The sequence below is a fragment of the Microcystis sp. M_QC_C_20170808_M9Col genome, assembly GCF_007095495.1.
In the GTDB taxonomy this organism is placed as follows: Bacteria; Cyanobacteriota; Cyanobacteriia; order Cyanobacteriales; family Microcystaceae; genus Microcystis; species Microcystis aeruginosa.
On the sequence record NZ_SFBZ01000017.1, the window covers coordinates 1 to 25,222 of the forward strand.

Genomic DNA, 25,222 nt, shown 5'->3' on the forward strand with positions numbered 1-25,222 from the left:
TCAGGGAAAAAGTCCAGGGATTTTCCCCCCGACCACTCCCATATCTGGTACTTTTTGATTGACAAAAAGTCTAAAAGTCTTACCCAACAAGGTTTTTAGATTTATTCAGCTAACCCTAAATAGTTATTGTTCTCCATTAACCGTGCCAAACTAAGAACTGCGGACAAATCAAGAGTTTTGGCGTTTCAATAGACCAAATAAACTAATAACTGGCAATTAGTAGGAAATCTCAGTTATTTTTTGCTAAAATTCTCCTTTTTCCCGCATTTTCTTGCTTGGAAACAAACTTTTTTCCGCTTTCGTCTCTATTTTTAATTCGCTCCCACTAGGAAACTCAAGGGTAAGATGCTATATTTTCAAAAGCAGGGTCGTCATCATCCTCTGACCCTATTAACAATGCTTTTAAGTGCTTCTTTCGTTGTGGTCTCCCTCTCCTTGACTCCTGCGATCGCACGTCAATTCGCCCCAATTAACCCGATTAAACCGATTCCTTTGGGGAATGATCAATTAATTCCTGCCGGCACAGACATCCCTGTAAAATACGAGCAAGGGGAAAAAATTCTTTTAACCAAACAAGAAACTTTTTCTTTATCTCTGACCGTCACCGATAATATCAAAAATTCCCAAGGACAGACAATTATTCCCGATGGTAGTCAGATTATCGGAGAAATTAAACCTGATGGTCAAGGTTCGCGTTTTTTATCCCAAAAAATCTTTTTAAAAACCCGTCAACCCCAAGAAAAATCTATTGATGCTATTTCGGCAGTTTTCACTCGTCTAGAAAGGATAATTAAAGGAGTTAACCCCGACAAAATTATTCAGGGTGCAGTATTAGGAAAATCCGCCGCTTCTGTCCTCGCTTCTTTTACTTCTGACCAACCGGTTAGCGAGGGATTATTGCGAGGAGGGGGATTAGAAGTATTAGCTGGTTGGTTATTACGAGGAGAATCGGTGGAATTATTGTCAATTAACCCCAAAGAAGATTTAAAATTAACCCTTCGTTCTGATTTTACCGGTCAGTAACCTTAAAAAAATCTGGTGTGTTAGTTATTTATCTAACACACCAGCTATCTGGACTAAGCGGCGTTTTGCCGATACCATTCAATGGTTTTCCGCAAACCTTCTTTAAATTCCATTTGAGCAACAAAACCGAATTTTTCCTGAGCGCGGGTTGTATCTAAACAGCGTCGCGGTTGACCATTCGGTTTATCTATTTCCCAAACAATTTCGCCATCAAAACCCATTAAATCACAGATTAATTCCACTAAATCTTTGATAGAAATCTCATAATTTGTACCAAGATTAACCGGGTCTGATTCATTATAGAATTGGCTGGCCATGACAATGCCTTGCGCTGCATCGGTGGAGTAGAGAAACTCCCGGGTTGGACTACCATCTCCCCAGACAGGAAGTTGTTTATCCCCCCGTTGTTGTGCCTCATAAACCTTGCGAATTAAAGCAGGAATTACATGGGAACTACCCGGATCAAAATTATCCTCTGGCCCGTATAAATTCACCGGTAAAAGATAAATTCCGTTGAAACCATACTGCAAACGATAGGACTCTAATTGTACCAATAAAGCCTTTTTAGCGATACCATAGGGCGCATTGGTTTCTTCGGGATATCCTGACCATAAATCGTCTTCACGGAAAGGTACTGGAGTAAATTTTGGATAGGCACAAATTGTCCCCACACAGACAAATTTTTGCACTCCTGCTAGATAGGCAGCGTGAATTAATTGGGTTCCCATCATCAAATTATCATAGAATAATTCGGCGGGTTTTTCCCGATTGAGACCGATGCCTCCCACATGGGCTGCCAAATGGATAATTAAATCTTCTTGGTCGGCTAAACGTTGACAGTTTTCCCAAACTCTTAAATCACAATCTTTAGACCGAGGAATTGTAATTTTTTCGGGATTTGCCCCCGCTGCAATTAATTGATTAACTACTTGCCGACCTAAAAATCCGGCCCCCCCAGTGACAACGATTCTTTGTTCGCTTAAATTCAGCATATTTTTACCTCTTTAATCCACAGTTGTCATTGAACGATTGCGAAGATAAGCCAAATCTTTTAATAACTGTCCGCTATCACCACCGTTATTAAGATTAATCCCCAAAGCCGCTAAATCCGCATCTACCATTAATTTTACCAGTCCCTCGAACGTTACCGACGGCTGCCAACCTAATTTCTCTCTGGCTTTTGTGGAATCTCCTATCAATAAATCCACTTCCGCTGGACGCAAATAACGTTCATCAAACTCCACATAATCCTGCCAATTTAAATTAACGTATTGGAAAGAAATATCGAGAAACTCCCGGATAGAATAGGTTTCATTTGTCGCCACTACATAATCATCTGGTTCTTGCTGTTGTAACATTAACCACATCGCCCGCACATAATCCTTAGCATAACCCCAATCCCGTTTAGAATCGAGATTTCCTAAATAAAGTTTTTTCTGTTGTCCGGCAATAATTCGGGCCAAAGCGCGGGTAATTTTGCGCGTGACAAAAGTTTCTCCACGACGGGGGGATTCATGGTTAAATAAAATGCCGTTACAGGCAAATAAGTCGTAGGATTCCCGATAGTTGACCGTTTGCCAGTGACCGTAAACTTTCGCACAAGCGTAGGGACTGCGGGGATAAAATGGCGTGGTTTCTTTTTGGGGAACTTCCATGACTTTCCCGAACATTTCCGAGGAACCTGCTTGATAGAAACGGACTTCGATGCCGGTTCTTTTTTGGTAATCCCGAATTGCTTCTAGTAATCTTAAGACCCCCACCCCCACAGCATCGACGGTGTATTCTGGGGCATCAAAACTAACTCGCACATGGGATTGGGCCCCTAAATTATACACTTCTACTGGTTGCACTTGTTCGAGGATACGCCGCAGGGTCGTGCCGTCGGTGAGGTCGCCATAATGAAGAAATAATTTAGTATCGGGCTGGTGGGGGTCAGTGTAGATATGATCGATGCGATCGGTGTTAAAGGTGGAGGTACGACGGATGATACCGTGGACTTCATAGCCTTTTTCTAATAATAATTCGCTCAGATAGGAACCATCTTGGCCGGTGATGCCGGTAATTAGGGCGCGTTTAGCTTCAGTCATCAGTAATTTACCTAATCAGAAAGAATAAAGACTCTGACTGCTTATAGCACACTTTAGCCCCTCAGGACAAGTTTGGCTAGGTTGAGAGGGGACAAAAAGATGAATTGATTTTTTATCAGGTCCCCAGAGAGCCTAAATTGTTCTGAAAATTTTCTCGAAATTTTCTGACCTGAAATTCCTTGACTTTGAGCAGTTGATAATTATCTTTTCCCATGGCTAGGGAAAATTTGGCTTCGGTGTCATCAAGTAAATTTTTGGAGATAGCTTTCCACTGTTCTTGTGTTTGCCAATGGACAACGATAATTAATTTTTCCTCGATGGCGGGATTAATCCAAAGCTCCTTACCTAAAAAACCAGGTTGTTTTGCTAAAAACTTTGTCCAAATTTCTTGATCTTTTTGGATAAATTTTTCCCTAGCTTCGGGTTTAACTTGAAATTCTAACCACTCAATGACCATAGTAATTATCTCCTATTTTTTGGCTTTCATCAAGAATTCTTCTGTGAGTTTCATAAAAGCTTTGGAACCACTAGAAGAGGGCATAGCTGCCACCACAGGCACGAACATATCAACAGCTTTAGCTACATTAACATCCATAGGAATCGCATTAGCAAAAATTTGATGGGCTTGAAAATCCTGTTGTACCCGGCGCATGACTTGATTATAGTAGCGACTGAGTAAACCACCACCGGAAAGAATAAAAACTATACCGAGTAAACCGGGGTTAATCGGTGCGGTTTCTTGATGACTAGCTTTCAGTTTAACTATTCTTCTTTCTAATAGCTGAATGCCGACAATTGATAAAGGTTCGGGACGGGCAGGTAGTAAATAAAAATGACTGCTACATAGACCACTACGAGTTAAAAGATTATAGCCCGGAGCGCAATCCATGATAATATAATCGTAACGGTCTTGAATGGGATCAATGATTTTTTGAATTAAGATTCTTTCCAGGTTATTCCAAGCATGATCAAAGCCTAAATCTTCCTGTAAAATTGCTTGGTGGTGCAGGGTTTCTGAGACGACATATTCATCATAAAGTTCGATGTCTCCCGGTAGTAAATCTAAGCCTTGTATTTCACAGACTGAAGGGACAATAATATCATCAATAGTTAATTTATTGTAGGGATTGGGTTTGATAATTGCTTCTAATAAATAGCTTAAAGTGCGTTTTTTGCGACGCAGTTGAGCGAATTCGTGGGGAGACATTAAGCTAAGAGTCGCACTGATTTGAGCGTCTAAATCGAGGACAAGGACTCGTTTTTGCTGAAATTTAGCTAAACAGGTGGCAAGGTTGACGGTAAGGGTAGTTTTTCCTACTCCTCCTTTCATATTAACGGTGCTGATGACAGTGGCCATTAGGGGAATTCCTTTCTAGTTAACCGATGGAATATCTCGACGTAAAACCTGCCCGTTGGGAGCCATAATCAAAGGAGGTAAACTGGTAATATTGATCGCCTCTTGGGTTTTCATGTCGTAGGTGGTGTAAACTGTTTCCTGTTGATGGGGATTAATATCGACAATTGTTAGGGTTTTTCTGGGCGCTTGTTCACTGTTCAATAACCGTCGCGGTCCACTGCCTAAAGCTCCTGCGTGTAATAATTGTAATTGCCCCCGTTTACCCGGATAGTAAGCGTGAGCGTGGCCACTAATATAAGTATGCACCTGATGGCCCTCTAAAAACGCTCTTAATTTCTCGGCATCGGCTAAATAATCCCCCGGTCGATTTCTGCCGACGGCAATACCGTAGAGGGGTAAATGACCGATTACTAGCCGCATTCTAGCATTTTTAGCGTCGCTACTACTCAAGTTTTTTGCTGCCCAATTTAGTTGTTCCTGAGAGATTAAATGAGTGGAGGCATCCCAGACTAGATAGAATATACCATTTTGAGTGAAAGTATAATAAAAAGGAAAGCCGGTTTTATCGATAAAATTTAAACTTGTATCATGTTGGGGGTTTTGCCAATAATCTTGGGCTAATTGTCTCTCTTTAGCATAGATAAATTTTCCTGCCGATAAAGCTCCAGAAGCGTCATGATTACCGATGGTAAAACCAAAAGGTATTTTAGCAGCTCGCAGGGGCGCGGCGATATGGCGATCAAAGGCTGACCACATGGCGTTAATTGCTGCCTCTGTCAAGCTGCTTTTTTGTCCTGCCACCATGTCGCCACCACAGAGGACCAGATCGGGTTTATTATTGATAATTAAAGGGATAGCTCGATCGATTTCGGGATCGTAAGTTGTGGAACCGTATTGACTATTAAGGTCACTAATCACAATTATCTTGACTTTTGTCGCCTTTTGTGCTTGTTTAACAGCCGACTCAGGGGGATTTTTGGAAGTAACAGGCTGTAAAATTTGATGAGCGCAAGCTACCAAGCTAAAACCGCCTAAACTGCCACTGATCAGCAAAAATTTACGGCGTTGCATAGGATATCAATCTCGTCTTTAATTGAGGTCACGTCAGTTATTGTAGCAATTTTTGTCCCCTCGCTCGCTTTTTTGTTGATCATCCTAATTAACTATCAGGAGATAACTTGACAATTCTCTTAACTTCTTTTGCGCCTTGGTTATGCCATCACCGGAGTAATTCCTCCGATGATTTGTTAGTATCCATTCAAGATAATTATCCAAAAAAGCTTTTATTTTTGCGTCAACTTCCCGTTAATACCCATCGAGCCAGTGAACGAGTTATCAAAGCTATTCAAGACAAAAAGCCTGATTTCGTTATTTGTTGTGGCATGGCAGAAAATCGTTATCGTTTAAGTTTAGAATCTCAGGCTAGGAGTAGCACAAAAAAGTTATTTACACCAATTCCTCTTAAGGATTTTGTCAAAGAGCTTGCCTATAGCTATATCAGCGATAATGCCGGTCAGTTTGTCTGCGAAGAATTATATTTTCAAGTCTTAAAACATCATCCGAGAGCTTTATTCGTTCATGTGCCGCTTTTAACTGACAAAAATTTTGCCATTATTCAAAGAGATTTTCAAAAAATTATCACGCTTAGTCGTTAGCTCATACAGTATAATTCGGGAGTCAGTTTCAAGAGAAAAAGGAAAAAGGAGATCTTGATATTTTGCCGAGCAACAAGCAAGGTTATTGCAAACGGGCAGTACATTGACCTATACTTTTATTTTGCCAAATCACATAGTAGGTATTATTTGGTATTACATTAATTACCCCTTCCCCATAGACTTGACAATTGCCAATAGTTTGACAACGAATTTGTCCAGTTATTTGATATCTTTGTTGTCCTAAGTCAATATTATTTATAGTAGAAAAATTTCCTTGCGGATAAAAATATTCACCACTAATGTTGACAGCTATGGGCAGAACACATCCAAAATTATCCCCGGCATAAGCTATATTAATTGAGGTTTTCTGTGGCGTATATGTAGGGTTTAGTATTGGTGCCGGTGTTGGTGGTGGCGTATATGTAGCGGTTGGTATTGGTGTCGGTTCCGGGGATTTACCAGCAAAAAAAGATTTAATTTCTTGCCACCACCAGGGGGCTGTCGCTCCAGCAAGAAGGGCTATAATAACAGAACTAATAATCTGTACGATTAAACTATTGTTTTTATTATCACTGGACATTTTCCTATTCCTCACTTGTGGATACATCGTTTACCATATACATGAGGTTATTTCTCGCATCTGAAATACCTAATTGGCAAGGATTAGTCTATGCTTTACCTTGAGAAGAAAGGCTGTAATTAATTAGCTATTGACATTTGAGAAAATTACTGCAAGTCTAAGCAATCTAATATCTTCTGCCAGACTAGCACTTAATTAGGGATACGTCATCTGCTTGTTACATTAGTTAAAAATGACGCAAAAACCTTCTATTGGGACTTAGGCGTTTTCGGTCAGCAAAAAAGGCTCAAACCATTACGGGACAAAGGGTTAACCTCGATTTATGATTTTCCTTGATCTGTCTGGGTTTCAGCGATTGTGAGCTTCTCGAAGTAAATCCCAAGCGGGGATTGGAGTTGAGGCTTTTATCGATTTGTTTTTTGTCTAAGTCCCACTATGACTTGATTATAGCTAAAAAAAGTTCGGTTTTGTGTTTAAGTCCCATTAGACTCACAGCTTCAATAAATGAGCATGGTGCGTTCCCAAAAATCTATTGGTGGAGCAGTAGGACTTGCATCAGGGAACGCACCCTACAGCTACAGCTAATTACTATTACCTGCTATTTATTACAATATGCTACTGCGACTTTAAGAATGTTTTATGTTTAAGACCATACAACATTTTCAATCGGATTTCGTACATCAAATCTGTCACCAACTTCTTAGATCTGGTATAGACTTTCTGGTTAATCCTCTCCTTTGGTGCTAAATCACCTCCATGAGCTACAGCATTGCGTAACCGCAGAAATAACTCTAAGGATTCCTTTAAATTACGATTCGGATGTGCATAATCCTTCCAATGTTCTGGAAACTTTTCAAGTGCAAAGCTTTTGAGTAATTTGTTTAAGACGTTGAAACCAACATTACTCTCGGTATTAACAACTCTTGAAATAGTGCAGCTATCCCTAGCGTGAAACGCTTTAAGTGAGGCAAAAAAACTTACTTTTTTATTGTCATTTGTAGGATATTCCTTGAATTGTTGAAAGGATTTTTCCATGTGGTGAATAACTATTTCATCGCAAAAATCATGAAGATCTCTGCCAACATTATTAAGTTCATCAATATAGAGGTTGAAAGATTTTTGGATAAAGCTTTCCCATAAAGAATAAATCATCGATATTGATTGAGTTGAGAAAATGTCTTGATGCTTTGAAGATAGAGAGTACCTTCTCGTAAAAATTGCTCTCTCAATTTCGAAAAGAACAGATATTCTCTCTTCAATAATCTCTTGCAATGCCCTATCAAAATCATCCATAGTCTATTGCTAAGTTTATTATTTAAAAATTTCATCTACTCTTTTAAGACGATTTCTAATCCGACTTCTACTATTAGAAGCGGTTCCAGAATACCTTTTGAAGTCGTTGTCACTTTTTAATTGTGTTATCTTTGATTTCAAAAGTTCAAGGTCTTCAGCATACGTCTCGATATTTTGAGCAACTCCGATTAATATCCCCTCAAAATAAGCTGGAACAAATAAGTTTCTCTCGTTTCTAAATATCTTTTTGTCTTCTATTTGGTAAATTAACTCTAAAACTCTCATGATGAGAGATTCATAAACATCATATTTAAAACTAGCGTCCTGAACAGTTTCCTCCATAAAATCGTTTAAAAACTTCTCCATATTTTCATTAACATTTTCAGCATTTTTGTAGAAAGCAAAAAACCTAAGAACTAATTCTTGATCATATAATTCATTAAGTTTGCCACTACTTAATTGAGTAAGAGATTTGAAAACTGTGCTTTGACTAACTTTTAGTAAAAGCTCGTTAAGTCTAGGATTAACCCCTCGATAAATTGCATTTCTTATCTCCTGTGGAGTTAATTTTGAACCTCCAGAGTTGAGTCTTTTGAACAACTCATACTTCATGGAAGTACTACTTTCTCCTCTCAGAATTTCAACTCTACAAACAGCCCTTTTTAAGTTTATTTTTAGATTTGGTGGAAGATTATCAACATTAAAGCCTTGCAAGCTTTTGACCAATCCTCCTTCTTGCAAAGTCCATTTATTTATAGTTTTTATCCCTCCAGTTTCTTCCCCGCTTTCCTCATCAATTTCTTCTTCTTCTTCGACTCCTGATCTGTCTATATCTTCTTGATAGTCAATTGTCCATCCACTACCTTTTAGTTCACCAAAAAAACTTATGAAAGTAGAAACACGTTGCAATCCATCGACTAATTCCCATACACCGTTTTTATCCTCGGCCACAAATATTGGAGGAATTGGAATCGAGAGTAGAATTGATTCTATAAGTGCAGTTTTTTGTGCTTCTGACCATCGGAATAATCTCTGATACTCTGGTCTAATTATTAATTCATTATTTTTGTATAGGTTGATCAACTCCCCAAAAGAAATGTCAAGCCTATCAGACGACAGCCTTTTTCTCTCATCTGAGACTTCTTTTTCGAGTAAGGCTACTTTTTCTGCTAAGGCTACTTTTTCTGCAAGGTTTTCCATATTACTCAGGCTTAGTATGCTTTTCCAAGTATAACGAGCTAACAATGAAATTGATGACAAATCTGTGAAAGAGAGAACTCAGTTTTTGACAGTCTAACTATTAATCATATCACTCCCTGCGGTCCCACACCCTCCTCTATCCTACTTCTCATTGACGTACTGTTAGGCCGTGGCTTCGACACCGCACTCTTAGACTCACAGCTTCAATGAATGAGCATGGTGCGTTCCCAAAAATCTATTGGTGGAGCAGTAGGACTTGCATTAGGGAACGCACCCTACAGCGATCGCACTATCAATTATACGGCTCCCTGCTGCCAACTCCGGCACTCATGGACAGTCTTTTAGAGAGTCAACCGCTTAGTGGTCTGTCAATCTTGAAATTGTGGATAGGGGAATCTTGCCAAATTATTCGCCCCCAATCCCTCAAAATCATCTTAACAGACCCATAGAATCGCCCTTAATTTTTGTGGATTACCAGTCCCTAACTATATTCCTCCCCGACACTGAGGTTAAAGAGCATTTGCAGGGACTGTAAACAGCGCTTACGCGCTTCGATATCCTGTTGGGCGCGCAGTTGTACCATGGGTTCGTGAAGGATTTTATTGACGATACCGCGGGTCATTGCTTCGATAACTTCTTGGTGTTTTTCGGCGAATTCCGTCCCCAAACGGGAGAGGGCCTTTTCTAATTCCTGTTCGCGAATATCTTCAATTTTGCTTCTTAAACAGCTAATTGTCGGTACAGTGTCCAAAGAACGCCACCAAAGCTCGAAAGCTTCCACTTCCTGCTCTAGGAGTGCCTCTGCTTCCCTGGCCATCTGACGGCGACTTTCCTGATTGGCGGCAACCACCGCTTTGAGATCATCGACGTTAAAAGCTTGCACTTGTGCCAATTCCTTCACGTCGGTATGGACGTTGCGGGGAACAGAAATATCGATTAACATCAGCGAGTTAGCAGAAATCGTCACTTCTGTCAATAAAGTTTTAGTTAAAATTGGTTCCGTGGCTCCGGTACTGGTAAAGACGATATCCGATGCCGCTACGGTAGTCATCATCTCTTCTAAGCCATATAGTTGCAGCGGTAGGTTAGGAAATTCACGGGCCAACTCCTGGGCCCGTCTTTGGGAGCGATTGACGATCGCAATTTGCTGAGAACCCTTAGCCAGAAGGTGAGTAACTAATAATCGGGACATTTTCCCTGCCCCGATAATAGCGATTTTCTTGCTGCTGAGGTCTGTCACCTTAGCATGGGCTAACTCCACCGCCGCCGAACTGATCGATACGGCTCCCGTGCCGATGCTGGTTTCCGTGCGGACGCGTTTACCGGCAGTCATCGCTTGTTTAAACAGGCGATCGAGTAACTGGCTAATAGTATTGTACTTCTGGGCTAATTTATGGGTATTTTTAACTTGAGCGAGAATTTGCCCTTCACCGAGGACAAGACTTTCTAAACCGGCCGACACCCGCAGCAGATGGCGGACAGCATCCTGATGCAGCAGGGTAAACAGATAACGACGCAGGACATTAAGGGGAATATGCCCGATTTCAGCGAGAAACTGGGTAATTTCCACCACGCCCTTTTCCGTATCCGTAACCACGGCGTAGATCTCCAAACGGTTACAGGTGCTGATAATCGCCACCTCTTGGATGTGGGGATAACCCTTGAGGTGGGTAAGGGCGGACTCGATTTTCGCTTCCGGGATACTCAATTTTTCGCGAATTTCCACAGGGGCTGTCTTGTGACTCAAGCCCACTACAGCAATATTCATTTATGTTCTCCTACAAATGTTGCTCAGGCTACAAAAATTATTGATAAAGATCAGTGCGTTATGTCTCTAATTGTTGCAATTTAGTCCCAATCGGGATGCAAATAAAAGATGTTTGAAAAAAAACTTTATATATTTTTACCAATGGGGGCGAGGTGAGCCATGCCCACCCCACCGGGTCAGGGAATTATCTCAGTTGAATGTATTTGGGTTGGTCGAACAGGTGAACGGTATCGACAAAGCGAGCGGTTTTCGATTGGGTGGAGATAACCAAGCTTTGGGTACGAGCGCCACCATGGAAGAAGCGTACCCCTTCCATCAGGGTGCCGGGGGTGATCCCACAGGCGGCAAAGAGGACGGTTTCGCCACTGGCTAATTCTTCGCAACCGTAAACGCGATCGGGATTGGTGATGCCCATTTCTTGCAGACGAGCGAGATTACCCTCTCTGCTTTCGCCGATTAAACCGGTTTTGACCACTTCGGGATCATAGATTAATTGTCCCTGGAAGTGACCGCCTAGACAACGCATAGCCGCCGCCGAGATTACCCCTTCCGGAGCGGCACCGATACCCATGAGAGCATGAATATTAGTTCCCGAAAAAGCGCAGGAAATAGCGGCCGATACGTCACCATCGCTGATCAGACGAACTCTGGCCCCAGCGTTGCGGATTTCTTGGATTAATTCCTTGTGACGGGGACGATCCATAACTACTACCACCAGTTCTTCGATCGAACGATTGAGACAATCGGAAAGGACTTTCAGGTTTTCCGTCGCCGATTTATTAATATCCACATGACCTTTAGCTGCTGGGGGAGCGGCTAATTTTTTCATATAAAAGTCAGGAGCGGCGAATAACCCACCTTTTTCGGAGATCGCTAACACGGCCATAGAACCATTTTGACCGTAGGCAACCAAGTTAGTGCCTTCGCAGGGATCGACGGCGATATCGATTTCGACTAATTCGTCGGGATTACAATATTGTTTGGCATCAGCTTGGGTACAGATACCCACTTCTTCGCCAATATAAAGCATAGGAGCCTCGTCTCTTTCCCCTTCTCCAATAACGATGCGACCGCGCATATGGATTTTATTCATCCGTTCGCGCATCGCTTCCACAGCGACGTGATCAGCGATATTTTTTTCGCCTTTACCCATCCACTTGGAGGAGGCAATGGCAGCCTGTTCGACCACTTCGATAATTTCTAACCCTAGCGTACTTTCCACTCGATGATCCTCCCTACAGCTGATCTATGATTTATCTAGTGAGTTTGTTTCCTTAACAGTCAAAAGTCTATCACCAGACGGGGATCATTCTTAAGTTTTTATGTAGATCATCTGGAGGAGACTGGTATAGCTAGGGAGTTTTTGCTGGCACTGTCGCCTCCATCTCCGTTATTGAGACCTGGATCGCTGATTTCGGCGTTAAACGACGGATAAATTCTAGGGGTAAACCGTCTGTATCGGCAATAAAGGTGACTTCATAGACGTGATCGCCGATCATCTGTTGTTGGGGTGGCAAAAGAATGTTTAAAGGTTGATATAAATCGGCATCCTCTTGATGGGCTTGCTGAAAGTTATTTGTTAATTTTTCTAACCATTCTGGTAAATTGCTGACATTTTCTGTTAAGTCAAAAGACAAGTGATAATAACCGACATAATGCTGATCGCTAAAGGCATCGGGGGCGGGTTTCGGTTGAGGAATTTGGATTAATTCGATGCGTCCATTTAACCCCGTTAGCCAACAGGCTAAAGTATAACCCGTGGTGAATCTTTCCTCGAGGGTAAAACCGAGAAGTTGGTAAAAAGCGATCGCTCGATGGATATTAGCGGTGCGGATAGAAGCATGGTGCATTTTCAGTGTTGCCAAAGGCACGGCGTAGCCGTCCAGTAATCAGTAATCAGTAATGAGTGAGAATTCGGGGTTGACAAGCAATCCTTGATTGCTCCGCCTCCCCATTCAGTTTTTAGGTTATGAGTTTATTAAGTGAGATTATTCACTGATAACTGATAACTGATAACTGATAACTGATTAATCAAAAAGACGAAAATAGGGGTAACGTTTGGGAACCCCCGGTTCTTTTTCCAGATCAAAATTAATTACATCCCAACAGGGTTCATCGGGGGCATCGGGGCTAAATTCTACTGGTAAACCGTAGAGACGGGGAATAGTGGCTTCACCCGGTCCATTACCGCGCCAAGTGGTGTTACGTTCTAGGTAGGAACTAACTAAATCGCGATAACGGTTGGCAATAATTACTTTAGTCGCTTTAAATCCTTGAGTATAGAGGCGATCGAGTGCTTCGTGAATCTCAAAACGAATACCATCCGGGTGAGTGTGTTGACGATACCACTCACCATTCCAGAGTCGCCAATGCCGTCCTGACTGCAAGTGAACCAACTCTCCCGTTTTGGGATCGGCTTCAAAAGCTCCATGGCGCGGACACAAATAGGTATCCGTCAAAGTGAGGGCGGGGATTAGCTGCCGACAGTGAGGACAATGGATATCGGGGCCAAAAACAGGGTATTGTAAACTTGCATTGATCATGGAAGAACCTAAACTAAAAATTGCTATCTTTGTACCAATAAGCCTATCCATATTATACCCAACCAAATTGGACGGGTATTCTCTTTCGACTTTAGTGCAGATCCTCCCATGTCTTTAGATAACTTAAGATCAACTTCTAATTTCTGGCCGATTGTCGATGTCAGTCAAGCGGCTTTTATCGCCCCTAATGCCACGGTAATGGGCGATATTTCCCTAGCTGTGGGGGTGAGTGTTTGGTATGGGGCGGTATTGCGTGCCGACGTGGAACGCATCGAAATTGGGTCCTATACTAATATCCAAGATGGGGCGATCCTACACGGAGATCCAGGCAAAATTACTATCCTTGAAGATTACGTTACCATCGGGCATCGGGCGGTAATTCACGCAGCCCATATTGAACGCGGTTGTTTAATCGGCATTGGGGCAGTGATTCTCGATGGTGTGCGCGTCGGGGCGGGTAGTATTGTCGGGGCGGGTAGTATTGTGACAAAAGATATACCACCGAGATCTTTAGTGGTGGGTATTCCCGCTAAACGCGTCCGGGAAGTGTCGCCACAGGAGGCTCAAGAGTTGATCGAACACGCCGAGCGCTATGCTAAACTTGCCCTCGTTCATGCGGGAAAAGCTACTGATACTGGATTCCCAAAACGGGCGGATTAGGGTATAAATATAAAATGAGAATCAAGTAACAATCTTTTAAGCACTGACCGAGGAGAAGGAAATCTATGGACTGGAGAGTGTTAATCGTTTTAACCCCTTTGCTTATTGCTGCTGGCTGGGCTGTCTTCAATATCGGTGCCGCCGCTCTTAGACAAGCTCAACAGTTTCTCAGCAAACAAAGTTAATAATAGTTTATAGTTCTTAGTAAAACCGACCGCCTAGGCGATCGGTTTTTAATTTTTCCTTATCGGGCGATCACTGATTGGGGTGTGGGGTGTAGGGTGTGGGGTGTGGGGTGTAGGGTGTGGGGTGTAGGGTGTAGGGTGTAGGGTGTAGGGTGTAAGATGATGGGGAAATGGGGGAATTATGAATTATGAATTATGAATGATAACTGATAACTGATAAGTACCTAAGCAAAATTAATTACACATTTCGATCAAGCTTTTGCCTTTTGCCTCTTGCCTTTTGCCTATCCTAACCAAGAAATTAATTTTGCACGACTACTTAACTGAATTGTCATCTCGACTAGGAAACTAATTTTACACTAATACCTAACCATGAAATCTAATTGTCAAAATCTCATTGAAGAACTTGCCCATCTAGAAATTATCACCGATCCGGGACAAGTGGCGAAACTTTCCTTAGATTATTATCATTTTAGTCCCATTTTAGAAACACAACTGCAAGATAAACGGGCTGATTTAGTCATTCGTCCCCACAATAGCCAAGAAGTTATTGACATCGCTAAAACCTGCGTTAAATACCAAATTCCTTTAACAGTTAGAGGTGCGGGTACAGGTAATTATGGTCAATGTGTTCCCTTGCAGGGCGGAGTAATTTTAGACACAACCAAACTAACAAAAATTATCTCGATCGAACCGGGTACAGCCCGGGTAGAAGCGGGGGTAAAAATGGCATTTTTTGATAAACAAGCTCGCGCAATCGGTTGGGAATTAAGAATGGCTCCCTCTACCTATCGGACTGCGACAATTGGCGGTTTTATCGGGGGTGGCAGTGTGGGCATGGGTTCAATTAATTATGGACAATTGAAGGATAGAGGCAATTTGCAAGCAGTGCAATTAGTCACCCTAGAAACAGAACCCAAAATTATCGAATTACGGGGGGATGAAGTAGAAAAAGTCAATCATGCCTACGGAACCAATGGCATTATTACCGAGTTAGAAATAGCCCTCGCTCCCTGTTATCCTTGGGCAGAATTTATCGTTACTTTTGCCGATTTTCTCACCGCCGCTAAATTCGGTCAAGCTCTTAGTGATAGTGATGGCATTGTTAAGAAAATGGTTAGCGTTCACTCCTGGCCAATTCCCGCTTATTTTATCGCTCTTAAGGATTATTTACCCACAGGAAAAGCGGCAGTTTTGTTAATAGTATCGAACAGCGATCGAGTCGCATTAGAGTCTTTAATTAAAGAATATAATGGTGAACTTACTTACTATAAAACGCCAGAAGAAACCCAAAAAGGCAACAGTATCTTAGAATTTACTTGGAATCATACCACTCTCCACGCGCGTAGTTTTAACCCCAAGATAACTTATCTACAAGCTTTTTATTTTAATCTAGCCACGGTAGAGAAACTCCATAATTATTTTGGTGAGGAAATAATGATGCACCTAGAATTTTTGAAATTTCAAGGTAAAGTTATTCCCGCCGGTCTTCCCTTGCTAGAATTTACCACAGAAACTCGATTAAATGAGATTATTGCTATCTATGAACAACAGGGGGCAGCCATTGCCAATCCTCACACTTATATCATGGAAGATGGCGGCAGCAGACAGATTAATCCGCTACAACTAGAATTTAAAAAACTCGTCGATCCCTACGGATTGAACAATCCGGGTAAAATGCGAGCATGGGTTGAAGCAAGGGGGTAGGGATTCGATTCAAGCTAAATTAAACAAGATAGTTCACCGCTACTATCGAATTACTAACCGCTAAAAAGGGAGTGGGGAAAACAAAACTCTCCGCTGCCCCTTGCCTATTCCCAGACTTACCCCGATCCGATACAATTAAACGGTTGTCTTGGAAGAATTAATAGTGATCGAGCGTTATACTCTCCCTGCGATGGGGAATTTGTGGACGGATAGATATAAATATCAAACATGGCTAGAGGTAGAGATAGCCGTCTGTGAAGCGCAGGCAGAATTAGGCTATATTCCCGGGGATGCAGTAGAAGAAATTAAGGCAAAAGCTAATTTTGATCCTGATCGCATTTTAGAAATAGAAGCAGAAGTGCGCCACGATGTCATCGCCTTTTTAACAAATGTTAACGAATATGTGGGCGAGCCGGGGCGTTATATTCATTTGGGTTTAACCAGTTCTGATGTATTAGATACCGCCCTATCCTTACAATTAGTCGCCAGTTTAAACCTGATTCTAGAACAATTAGAAGATTTTATTCAAGCCCTGCGCTATCGCGCCCAAGAACACCGTTATACAGTCATGGTGGGACGTTCCCACGGCATTCACGCCGAACCGATCACCTTTGGCTTTAAACTAGCGGGATGGTTAGCGGAAGTGCTGCGGGGACGCGATCGTTTAATTCGCTTGCGCCAAGACATCGCCATCGGTAAGATATCCGGTGCAGTGGGAACCTATGCCAATATTGACCCGAAAATTGAGGCGTTAACCTGTCAGAAGTTAGGATTAGAACCGGATACCGCTTCCACTCAAGTGATCTCCCGCGATCGACACGCCGATTATGTGCAACAATTAGCCTTATTAGCGGCTTCGATCGAACGTTTTGCCGTGGAGATTCGCAACCTGCAAAGAACCGATGTCCTAGAAGTGGAAGAATACTTTTCCAAAGGACAAAAAGGCTCCTCCGCTATGCCCCATAAACGTAATCCCATCCGTTCAGAACGCTTAACGGGAATGGCGAGAATTATCCGTAGTCATAGCGTTTCCGCCTTAGAAAATATCGCCCTCTGGCACGAAAGAGATATTTCCCATAGTTCCGTAGAACGGGTGATGCTGCCGGATGTTTGCATTTTGACCCACTTTATGCTCAAGGAAATCACCGATTTAGTCAAAAATCTGCTGGTGTATCCCGAAAACATGAAGCGAAATATGAATGTTTACGGTGGCGTGATTTTCAGTCAAAGAGTTCTTTTAACTTTAGTGAGTAAGGGAATTAGCCGGGAATCTGCCTATAAAATCGTCCAAGAAAACGCCCATCGCGCTTGGAACACCGATAACGGCAATTTTAAAGCTTTTATCGGTCAAGATGAGCGAGTTACTGGCATTTTATCCCCCGACGAGATCGAAAGTTGCTTTGATCCCCAGCAGCACCTAAATCATCTTAATAGCATCTACCAAAGGTTAGATATTTAGGGAGCTTTCAGTGATCAGCTATCGGCCACGTTTTTGAGATCGGCAACTTGAAACCTTGGGAGTAACAATGCCATGACCATTACTGCGAGCGACCTACCGATGGAAAAAATTGCCCAGTTTTGCGATCGCTGGCAAGTGACCGAATTCGCTCTATTCGGCTCCGTCCTGCGCGAAGACTTCCGCCCCGACAGCGACATTGATGTTATGGTGGAATTTCATCCAGAAGCTCATCCCACATTCAGCACCCTAGACCAAATGGAAGCAGAGCTAAAAAGCATTTTCGATCGAGATGTTGACCTGATTACCCGCCAAGGCATTGCCACCAGTCGCAACTACCTACGCCGTAATCAAATCCTTTCTTCGGCTCAAGTGATTTATGCAACGGGATCCCCAATTCCTGCTTGATATGCTGCAATCCGCAGAACTGGTCATGATCTACACGGCTCAATGCTCGAAAGCTGAGTTCGTCGCCAATGTACAGCTTCAAGATTCAGTAATTCGACGGCTCTTGGTGATTGCCGAAGCCGCCGGACGAGTTTCCCAAACAACCCGACAAAACTTGCCCAACATTGCTTGGCAAGAAATCAAGGGAATGCGAAATCGGTTGGTACATGAGTATGATGATGTCAACCTCAACATCGTTTGGGATGTGGTTCAATCGCAGCTCCCATTACTAATTGAGGAGTTAAAGGGGCAAATTCCTCCTGAACGTTGAGGGTTGTTAGGCGGAAGTAGCGATCGCATAGGGAGAACTAAATCGACGAGGGGGAACGCACCTTATGCCATTTTTCTTTATTCGTGGCAGACATCTTACTCCCCTCTACCTTTCTAGGAGAGGGTTTGAGGGTGAGGAAAATTAACCATCTCTGCCATTACTTTAGAAAAATGGTATTAGCAAGGTCCCATTCACGTTTCATCAGGATTATCTTCTATATTGTTGACTTTCGTTAATTGTGGAAAAATATCTCGTACTGCCTTTTCAAATTTTTTGTAGGAAGACAAGGATTCTAATTTCGACAATTCGATTTTTGTACCAAGCGGTGAATATAAATCGTCAATTTTTAGTTTATTTCGATACCGTTTAGTCATACCTTCTCTGGCTTTATTGATGGCATTTTTAATCGTTTCTTTCGGATTGCTAAAAGATTCGGGTTCTTTATCGATTGCTAACTCACTATCACTTTTATTTGTACACAATTCTTTTTTTAGTAATTCTTTGTCTGCTAATATCCAGGCTTCAGTCATTTGTATTGGAACGATAGCAACTAAATTTTTACATAAGTCTCGCTCGTCTGATTTAATAGCATTAAAAGCCGGATCAATTCTTTCCTTAAATGCGTTTTCATCTGTTTTATCATCTGCGTCTGCATGGAAGCACAAAACCATTGCTCCCTTCTCCACCGCTTGAATTGCATATTTTTTAGCTTTTTCTCGGATATTTTTGCGAGAGATTTGTGGAAGACAAATTGGGTCAAAAATTTCTATTTCTTGTTGACCGTCAAGAGCAACTCTCTCGAAAGTGCGCTTAATAATATTCGGTAAAAATCTATGATCGGAACTGCCTTCTGTAGCTAAGGCAATAATTATTTGTTTGATTTTTTTTGCCATCTTAATTGATTTAAATTAATTGGTTTTGTTGATTTTTAATATTTTTAATCGCACTTTCAGCATCAGCAGTTTTTAGATATTCGACAACTTCCGAGAGAGTTAGCTTGGCCTCATTTTCGGAGTAAAATAAGGTTAATTGCTTTTTATTCTCTTTGATAACAGGGTGAAAATTACTGCTTTTCATCTTAATTCGCTTCCCTTCAATAGTGGATATTATCGTGGTAAGTTGAGAAAGCCAAATGCTGACATTTTCATCATCTTGCCAATTAATTAATTGACTCACCAGAACTGGAGAATGAGTGTTCACTATTACTTGGCGTAAAGGCATTTCAGTATCTTTAAAATCGACAGTTAGCTCTTTTAATAATCTTGCCATTGCTTCAATACGAAAAGGATGAATGCCATTTTCTGGCTCTTCAAAACACAGTAATCCTGTGTGTTGTCGGTCGTATTGCAGGACACATAATGTTAATAAACGTAGGGTTCCTTCGGAAAGCACTCTCGAAGAAAACTCCCGACCATCATCACCTTTTACCTTGATAATAAATTGTCGATTTGCTTTGTCATCATAAACATTAACTTCTGTAAGATTCGGTAGCAGATTATTGAGATCACGGGAAATTGCTGTGAGGGTATATTCATCATCTTGTTTAATGCGAAATAAAGCAGCGGCTAAATTCTTTCCGGTTGCTGTTATTGTATCTCTGATGCCCATATCTTGACGAGTAGGTTCTCGCAGATCTTCGGGATTAAGCTGCATAAACTTCCAACTCAGCATTTCTTGTTTGGCGGCTAATATATGTTTAAAATCTATAGTATTAATGCTGCTTAAAACAGTTTGTGATGCGTTTTTTGCGGGAAATACTTTTTTATTCCCTTGTTGACCGTCTTGAGGTACAACAATGGTAGCAATACCACTAATATCTTCAGTCTTAATATAAGGAATCGCTCTCCTACCCGTTACTTTTGGTCGCCAAGTTTCCAATACTGTCTTAGGAATATAATTTTTTACCCAATTATCTTCATTGTGCTTTAAATTTTCTAAACGTTCATCAACAATATACAAGTTTTCAAATCCACTTATATTAGACTCTCGTTTAATTTTTAATTGATAGCGCAACCTTGTATATTTAAGATCGACTTCCCCACCCCAATTATCTTTTACCTTGCGATTGACTAACATTTCAACTATAAATTCCATTTCCGTGGCGTAGTCGTCCTCATCATACTGGGTAAAAAGTTCGCTAGGATGTCCTCTTTGCTCGCTAAAAGCCGTCTTCAGATCCACTTCTGCCAGCCGCGCCAACAATTGCAAAGCATCAAATAAATTACTCTTACCAGAAGCATTAACCCCAGCAACTACAGTAAGCGGCGTAAATTCCATTTCAAAATTATGAAAGGATTTAAAGCCATGAATTTTAATATAAGTAATCATAGTTTTAGGCGATAGGTAATATTAAAACATCAGCGCAATATTTAACCATACTGGAAAATCTTATCAACTTTCGCCTGATACTGTCCTACTATAATCTAGACATTGGTTTACAGAGGTAGGGCGGTTACGCCGATTTTGTCGGGTGCGTTACCTGCCGCAAAGGGAACGCACCTTACCGATCGATTCCTGAGAGTATAGCGTCTTAGTCTAACAAAACCCATAGACAACAAGCTTATCTGGCTGACGGCCGACGGCTGAGGACTGGCGGCTAAAAATTAACATTGCAAGAAAACTTAACAATTGGCCAAGAAACTCGATCGAGTAGGTAGAATAGCAAGTAAATCATTTTGTAAACTCCAACCGATTAACTAACCAGAATAGAGATAACCCAGAACGCCTGTGATAGATAAAAGACGCACTACTCGCGATCTCCCCCAAATTAACGAAAGAATCCGCTTTCCCGAAATCCGCGTTATCGATAGCGACGGCTCTCAACTAGGAATTATTACTCCTGCCGAAGCTTTACGCGTGGCCGAAGAAAAGGAACTTGATCTCGTCCTTGTCAGTGAAACGGCAAGTCCTCCCGTTTGCCGGATTATGGACTATGGCAAATACAAGTTTGAACAGGAGAAAAAAGCCCGCGAAGCCAAGAAAAAACAGCATACAGCCGATATAAAAGAAGTTAAAATGCGCTATAAAATCGATGAGCATGACTACAACGTGCGAGTCAACCAAGCGCAACGTTTTTTAAAAGCGGGAGATAAGGTAAAAGCGACGATTACCTTCCGAGGTCGGGAAATTCAACACTCTAACCTAGCGGAAGAATTACTGGCGCGCATGGCCAAAGATTTACAGGATGTGGCTGAGGTACAGCAAGCGCCAAAAAAAGAAGGTCGTAACATGATGATGATGTTATCGCCGAAAAAATAACTAACTAATCCGGAAAAAAGGGGCTAAGACCCCTTTTTTGTTCTTCGGAAATCCCCAAAGGAACCCAATCATTTGAAACAAATGTATTAACCAGATTTTGACTCGGTTCGCCGAATCGCCACCACTGCCGGCCGGGGAGGTTGATTAACTTGACCACTGGGCCAATTCGACCCTAGGGGTACTTGTCGTATTTGTTCAAATTCCTGCCCATTAGTGGTTTTAAGGGCAAATTTACGGTTTTCAAAGGCCAAATCCCGACGAATTCCCCCCGCTTCCCCCGGATGTTGTACTGCCAAAAATAACGTCTCTTGGTCGGGAGTAAAGTACAATCCCGTTAATTCCGCATCCATGGGAGCGATAGCAAAAGGATAGGGATGCTCTTGACCCTTGGCAAACACCCAAGCGCTATTATTGCCAAAAATCCCCAATAAATCCCGTTGACTAACCGGGACCCCTTGGGGATAACGAGTTTTCATCTCTCGATTTAACCCACCCGTGGAAATATCGCTAACCATCCAGAGATTTCCCTGTTTATCGAAAGCGAGGTTATCGGGATTAGAAAAACCCTCACCTTTCTCTGTCGGTTCCCCTCCATAAGCGACCACATCCCAACGAAAACTTAAGGAAGCAGCATCGTTATTATCTTCCCTTAAGCTGATAATCCAACCAAATTCGTAGGGTATTTCGCCATTTGGCCCCTTAAATATTTCCTTATCGGCTCCTCCCTCCGCTTCACTGGGACTACCAGAGGTAAAGGTCATATATAAAGTGCCATTCTCGTCCACTTCCGTATCTTCCGGGCGACCAGTACAAGTGACCCCAACGGCGTTAGCGGCAAAATGAGCATCGATGAGAATTGCCCCCTGTTTTTCCGTCCTATTACCTTCATACAGGTCTGCGAGGGTCTTATATTTAGCTTTGTAGGCCAGAATCTCCTCATCGTCCTTAAATAGCAGTAATTTAGTATCATTGACCGTTCTTTCGGGATTCGGCAAGGCTACCACCCCATCCCCGCGACTAGCGGCAATTTGACTCGGTAGGACGGGATTTATCTCCGTGTCGGGATTTAAGGGTATCCAATAACCGGTTTTATCGGGGTTGAATTTCGCCCCGTAGAGCATTCCTTTTTCTAGGAGTTTTGAGTTATTTTTCTGCTTAATATCGCTAATTTTGCCCTCGGAAACGAATTTATAGACATGACCGCCTCTGCGATCGCAACCTGAATAAACCGCCAAGGGTTGCCCCGTTTGAGCGAGAAAAGCGACCGCTTCATGGCGAAAACGCCCTAACCAAGTGTGTTTTGTGCCATAATCATCGGGATTGGCCGGATCCACCTCCACCATCCAACCGTATTTATTTCCCGCTAACCCGAAGACGTTACCCCGGCCATCCACTTCTGAACTATTGAGAATAAAGGGAGTAGTATCGGGATGCAAAGGGGAACCATCTTTTAACACTACCTCCGTCACTTGGTCTTGAAAGTTCTCCTCGGCACTAAATACAGTCCCCCAAGGCGTTGTTCCCCCGGCGCAATTTTGCAACGTTCCGATAATTTTTGCCCCTAATCCGTCATCGTAGCCAAGTTTATCGATTTTGGTAAAAATTGCTACAGCAGGACCGGTCGCTTTCAGGTAGTGACCGTCCTTTAGTCCAGAAATACCGGTAATGCGGCGATCGGCTTTACTATAGGTACGTTGCCATTTTCCCGTTTGATCTTTAGCCAGGGAAATTACGCCAATTCCCTGATCAATTAAGCCTTCTAGGGATATTTCCTCGATTTTTGCCTTTAAGCTGGCATCTTGCAGGTGATAGGCGGCAATTTCACCCTTTTCGTTGGTTTTTTCCCGTACTTCCTTGACGGGTAGGGTTTTACCAATCACTTGTTCAAAGGTTTGTAGCCAAGTACGACCACTGATATATTCAAAATTAACGGTTAGATAACCTTGACCCGCACTGGTTTCGATAAAAGATAGATAATCATTGTTATAACCGAAACGGGAATCACCCACTGCATCCCCCCACTGGGCCAGCACATCATAGGTGAATCCTTGCGGAAGAACGAGATCATCTAGGACTTTATAGGTTTGATAGGCACTTTTTTGGCTTTCATCGCTCATGCCGTCAATTTTTAAGGGAATCGGCAGTTTGACTGCAGCAAAGTTTAACCCGAAACTATTGGCAGCGATCGCAGGACTGCTAATCAGAGAGGAATATTTTTTCTCTTGCAGACTGAAAAAAGAGACACCAGCAGTGGCAGTTAAAAAGGTGAGGAAATTACGGCGAGAAATACTCATATTTTCATTAATAAAGTCAAAACTGATGTTCAGACCTTGATTAGGTTAAATTTTATTACGGATACTTGACATAGGGATTATACAGTATCCAAGTTATGACTAAGTTAACAGCCAGTTAAAAAGCGGTTCTTCGGTTTGTGTTATGCAATGGACGGGAGTTATAAGGGGTGAAACCCTTATATAGAAAGACATTGCTTCGATTTTTGCCAATTGTTTTTGATCTAGAGCGAACTAATCAATTAAGTCTCTTACCAGATAAGGATTTAGTCGATTTATGACCCCCTATCGAACCATACCAAGTAACGAAGAACCAAAAGAGGTAAGAAAATCCCATCCCTCCCTCGGACATTAGATCAAAGTTTATTTCTTGCTTTAGTTGCTGCCGAACATTGATTTTAAGATCATCTCGGTAAATTCCCTCATCGGAACCAAGCAACTGGGAGAAATGTTATTTTCTCAGGCAAATCTGAGAGGATTATGTAGAAATATCTATAGCGTTTCCCAATCTCATGAGGTACACCAAAATCTTAACTCCTGACTCCTCAAAACCTAAGACTCTGTACCTCACAACTATGGGAATTGCTATATATTACATTTCACCCATCGGTATGCTTTACCGAAATACTGGTTAGATGAAAAACAAGCAAGACAAGCTTTATTAAAACGCGGTGAAACAGTAAACAGTGATCAGTAAACAGTGATCAGTAAACAGTAAACAGTTGTAAGCTGATAGCTAGATTGTCAGTTAACAGAAATCGATGCAAAGTTCACTGAAAAGGATCATCATCGGTGCGAGTTTTTTTCTCGCTACGGTAGTCGGAGCAACTATCGGTTATATGGCCTACGGTTGGAGTTTTCTCGATGCCGTTTATATGGTGATAATCACCATATTTGGAGTAGGTTTCGGGGAAGTTAAACCGATTAACACTCCCAGTCTGAGAGCTTTTACCATGTTAGTTATCGTCTGTGGGACTACCTCGGCCGTTTATGTGGTGGGAGGTTTTTTTCAGATGCTCACCGAGGGAGAAATTAACAAAGCTTTTAGCGATCGCCGGATGAATAAAGAGATGGAATGCTTAGAAAATCACGTCATAATCTGCGGTTTTGGGCGTATAGGACGCATTCTAACGACTAAATTGGCAAAAACAGCCCAATCCTTTATTATCGTCGATAATAACCCCGATCGCATTGGATTAGCTAAGGAAAAAGGCTACTTAACTCTTAATGGTAACGCCACCGATGAAAGTATTCTCCAAAAAGCCGGCATCGACAAAGCGCGAGTTTTAGCGACGGTGTTACCCGATGATGCCTTAAATGTCTTCATCGAAAATTTGGGTCTGAAACCCCGTCGTTCTACGACGGCTTTACCGTTAAATATTAGCGCATTTACACGATATATGCTAGAATGCGAGATATGGAAAAAGCCTATTCTTACCGA

The 25,222-nt window shown here is 42.1% G+C and carries 25 protein-coding genes; 10 read left to right on the forward strand and 15 right to left on the reverse strand.

Annotated elements, in window-relative coordinates; translation table 11 throughout:
- Positions 1-345: 345 nt before the first annotated feature.
- Positions 346-1,023, forward strand: a complete 678-nt coding sequence (locus EWV68_RS01185) for a hypothetical protein (protein ID WP_061433245.1) — start codon at positions 346-348, stop codon at positions 1,021-1,023.
- Positions 1,024-1,076: 53 nt separating this feature from the next.
- Here the strand turns inward: EWV68_RS01185 and EWV68_RS01190 are convergent, their stop codons facing one another.
- The 5 genes from EWV68_RS01190 to EWV68_RS01210 all read right to left on the reverse strand — a co-directional run bounded on the left by EWV68_RS01190 (position 1,077) and on the right by EWV68_RS01210 (position 5,538).
- Positions 1,077-2,015: a GDP-L-fucose synthase family protein gene (locus EWV68_RS01190; RefSeq protein WP_061433246.1), complete on the reverse strand. Its 939-nt coding sequence runs from the start codon at positions 2,013-2,015 to the stop codon at positions 1,077-1,079.
- Positions 2,016-2,027: 12 nt separating this feature from the next.
- Positions 2,028-3,110 (reverse strand): GDP-mannose 4,6-dehydratase, encoded by a 1,083-nt coding sequence (gene gmd / locus EWV68_RS01195; RefSeq protein ID WP_061433247.1) that lies wholly within the window; start codon positions 3,108-3,110, stop codon positions 2,028-2,030.
- A gap of 115 nt (positions 3,111-3,225) precedes the next feature.
- Positions 3,226-3,567, reverse strand: coding sequence for a TIGR03792 family protein (locus EWV68_RS01200; protein WP_002757976.1), 342 nt, complete (start codon positions 3,565-3,567; stop codon positions 3,226-3,228).
- 12 nt (positions 3,568-3,579) lie between these two features.
- On the reverse strand, positions 3,580-4,467 hold the full coding sequence (locus EWV68_RS01205; protein ID WP_079208659.1) for a ParA family protein: 888 nt from the start codon (positions 4,465-4,467) through the stop codon (positions 3,580-3,582).
- Between the two features lie 15 nt (positions 4,468-4,482).
- Positions 4,483-5,538, reverse strand: coding sequence for a metallophosphoesterase family protein (locus tag EWV68_RS01210; protein WP_287168542.1), 1,056 nt, complete (start codon positions 5,536-5,538; stop codon positions 4,483-4,485).
- Between the two features lie 107 nt (positions 5,539-5,645).
- Between EWV68_RS01210 and EWV68_RS01215 the strand changes: the two genes are divergently transcribed.
- A complete protein-coding gene (locus EWV68_RS01215; protein ID WP_061433249.1) occupies positions 5,646-6,122 on the forward strand; it encodes a pyroglutamyl-peptidase I family protein in 477 nt (158 codons plus the stop codon).
- Between the two features lie 82 nt (positions 6,123-6,204).
- Here the strand turns inward: EWV68_RS01215 and EWV68_RS01220 are convergent, their stop codons facing one another.
- The 7 genes from EWV68_RS01220 to EWV68_RS01250 all read right to left on the reverse strand — a co-directional run bounded on the left by EWV68_RS01220 (position 6,205) and on the right by EWV68_RS01250 (position 13,506).
- Positions 6,205-6,702, reverse strand: coding sequence for a hypothetical protein (locus tag EWV68_RS01220; protein ID WP_287168544.1), 498 nt, complete (start codon positions 6,700-6,702; stop codon positions 6,205-6,207).
- 615 nt (positions 6,703-7,317) lie between these two features.
- Complete coding sequence (locus tag EWV68_RS01225; RefSeq protein ID WP_287168545.1) at positions 7,318-7,995, reverse strand: MAE_28990/MAE_18760 family HEPN-like nuclease; 678 nt, start codon at positions 7,993-7,995, stop codon at positions 7,318-7,320.
- Between the two features lie 18 nt (positions 7,996-8,013).
- On the reverse strand, positions 8,014-9,195 hold the full coding sequence (locus EWV68_RS01230; RefSeq protein WP_287168547.1) for a DUF262 domain-containing protein: 1,182 nt from the start codon (positions 9,193-9,195) through the stop codon (positions 8,014-8,016).
- A 481-nt stretch (positions 9,196-9,676) separates the two neighbouring features.
- On the reverse strand, positions 9,677-10,963 hold the full coding sequence (locus tag EWV68_RS01235; protein ID WP_002757965.1) for a glutamyl-tRNA reductase: 1,287 nt from the start codon (positions 10,961-10,963) through the stop codon (positions 9,677-9,679).
- A gap of 184 nt (positions 10,964-11,147) precedes the next feature.
- Positions 11,148-12,185, reverse strand: coding sequence for a class II fructose-bisphosphatase (gene glpX / locus EWV68_RS01240; RefSeq protein ID WP_061433252.1), 1,038 nt, complete (start codon positions 12,183-12,185; stop codon positions 11,148-11,150).
- Positions 12,186-12,315: 130 nt separating this feature from the next.
- Positions 12,316-12,813: a VOC family protein gene (locus tag EWV68_RS01245; RefSeq protein ID WP_287168556.1), complete on the reverse strand. Its 498-nt coding sequence runs from the start codon at positions 12,811-12,813 to the stop codon at positions 12,316-12,318.
- A gap of 177 nt (positions 12,814-12,990) precedes the next feature.
- Positions 12,991-13,506 carry a TIGR02652 family protein gene (locus EWV68_RS01250; protein ID WP_012265996.1) on the reverse strand — a complete coding sequence of 172 codons (516 nt, stop codon included), beginning with the start codon at positions 13,504-13,506 and terminating at the stop codon, positions 12,991-12,993.
- 108 nt (positions 13,507-13,614) lie between these two features.
- Between EWV68_RS01250 and EWV68_RS01255 the strand changes: the two genes are divergently transcribed.
- From EWV68_RS01255 to EWV68_RS01280, 6 genes are all read left to right on the forward strand, one after another.
- Positions 13,615-14,166 (forward strand): gamma carbonic anhydrase family protein, encoded by a 552-nt coding sequence (locus EWV68_RS01255; RefSeq protein ID WP_287168548.1) that lies wholly within the window; start codon positions 13,615-13,617, stop codon positions 14,164-14,166.
- Between the two features lie 65 nt (positions 14,167-14,231).
- On the forward strand, positions 14,232-14,351 hold the full coding sequence (locus EWV68_RS01260; RefSeq protein WP_061433255.1) for a photosystem II protein Y: 120 nt from the start codon (positions 14,232-14,234) through the stop codon (positions 14,349-14,351).
- A gap of 372 nt (positions 14,352-14,723) precedes the next feature.
- Positions 14,724-16,058 carry an FAD-binding oxidoreductase gene (locus EWV68_RS01265; protein WP_287168549.1) on the forward strand — a complete coding sequence of 445 codons (1,335 nt, stop codon included), beginning with the start codon at positions 14,724-14,726 and terminating at the stop codon, positions 16,056-16,058.
- A 163-nt stretch (positions 16,059-16,221) separates the two neighbouring features.
- Positions 16,222-17,517: an adenylosuccinate lyase gene (gene purB / locus EWV68_RS01270; RefSeq protein WP_159251422.1), complete on the forward strand. Its 1,296-nt coding sequence runs from the start codon at positions 16,222-16,224 to the stop codon at positions 17,515-17,517.
- 72 nt (positions 17,518-17,589) lie between these two features.
- Complete coding sequence (locus EWV68_RS01275; RefSeq protein WP_061433258.1) at positions 17,590-17,922, forward strand: nucleotidyltransferase family protein; 333 nt, start codon at positions 17,590-17,592, stop codon at positions 17,920-17,922.
- The gene (locus EWV68_RS01280; RefSeq protein WP_002781636.1) at positions 17,894-18,232 is read left to right on the forward strand and encodes a HepT-like ribonuclease domain-containing protein; all 339 of its coding nucleotides are present in this window, start codon (positions 17,894-17,896) and stop codon (positions 18,230-18,232) included. Before EWV68_RS01275 ends, EWV68_RS01280 begins: the two co-directional genes overlap by 29 nt.
- A 191-nt stretch (positions 18,233-18,423) precedes the next feature.
- On the opposite strand, the gene EWV68_RS01285 is transcribed toward EWV68_RS01280, so the two are convergent.
- Both EWV68_RS01285 and EWV68_RS01290 read right to left on the reverse strand, forming a co-directional pair.
- Positions 18,424-19,125 (reverse strand): DUF4276 family protein, encoded by a 702-nt coding sequence (locus tag EWV68_RS01285; protein WP_287168551.1) that lies wholly within the window; start codon positions 19,123-19,125, stop codon positions 18,424-18,426.
- Between the two features lie 10 nt (positions 19,126-19,135).
- A complete protein-coding gene (locus tag EWV68_RS01290) occupies positions 19,136-20,560 on the reverse strand; it encodes an AAA family ATPase (protein ID WP_287168552.1) in 1,425 nt (474 codons plus the stop codon).
- A gap of 399 nt (positions 20,561-20,959) precedes the next feature.
- On the opposite strand from EWV68_RS01290, the gene infC reads away from it, so the two are divergent.
- Entirely contained in the window at positions 20,960-21,490 is a 531-nt protein-coding gene (infC, locus tag EWV68_RS01295) for a translation initiation factor IF-3 (RefSeq protein WP_002797889.1), read from the forward strand.
- An 86-nt stretch (positions 21,491-21,576) separates the two neighbouring features.
- On the opposite strand, the gene EWV68_RS01300 is transcribed toward infC, so the two are convergent.
- Positions 21,577-23,784, reverse strand: a complete 2,208-nt coding sequence (locus EWV68_RS01300; RefSeq protein ID WP_287168553.1) for a PhoX family protein — start codon at positions 23,782-23,784, stop codon at positions 21,577-21,579.
- Positions 23,785-24,542: 758 nt separating this feature from the next.
- Here EWV68_RS01300 and EWV68_RS01305 point away from each other — a divergent pair.
- The coding region (locus EWV68_RS01305) for a potassium channel family protein (protein ID WP_287168555.1) at positions 24,543-25,222 on the forward strand (680 nt) is incomplete at its 3' end.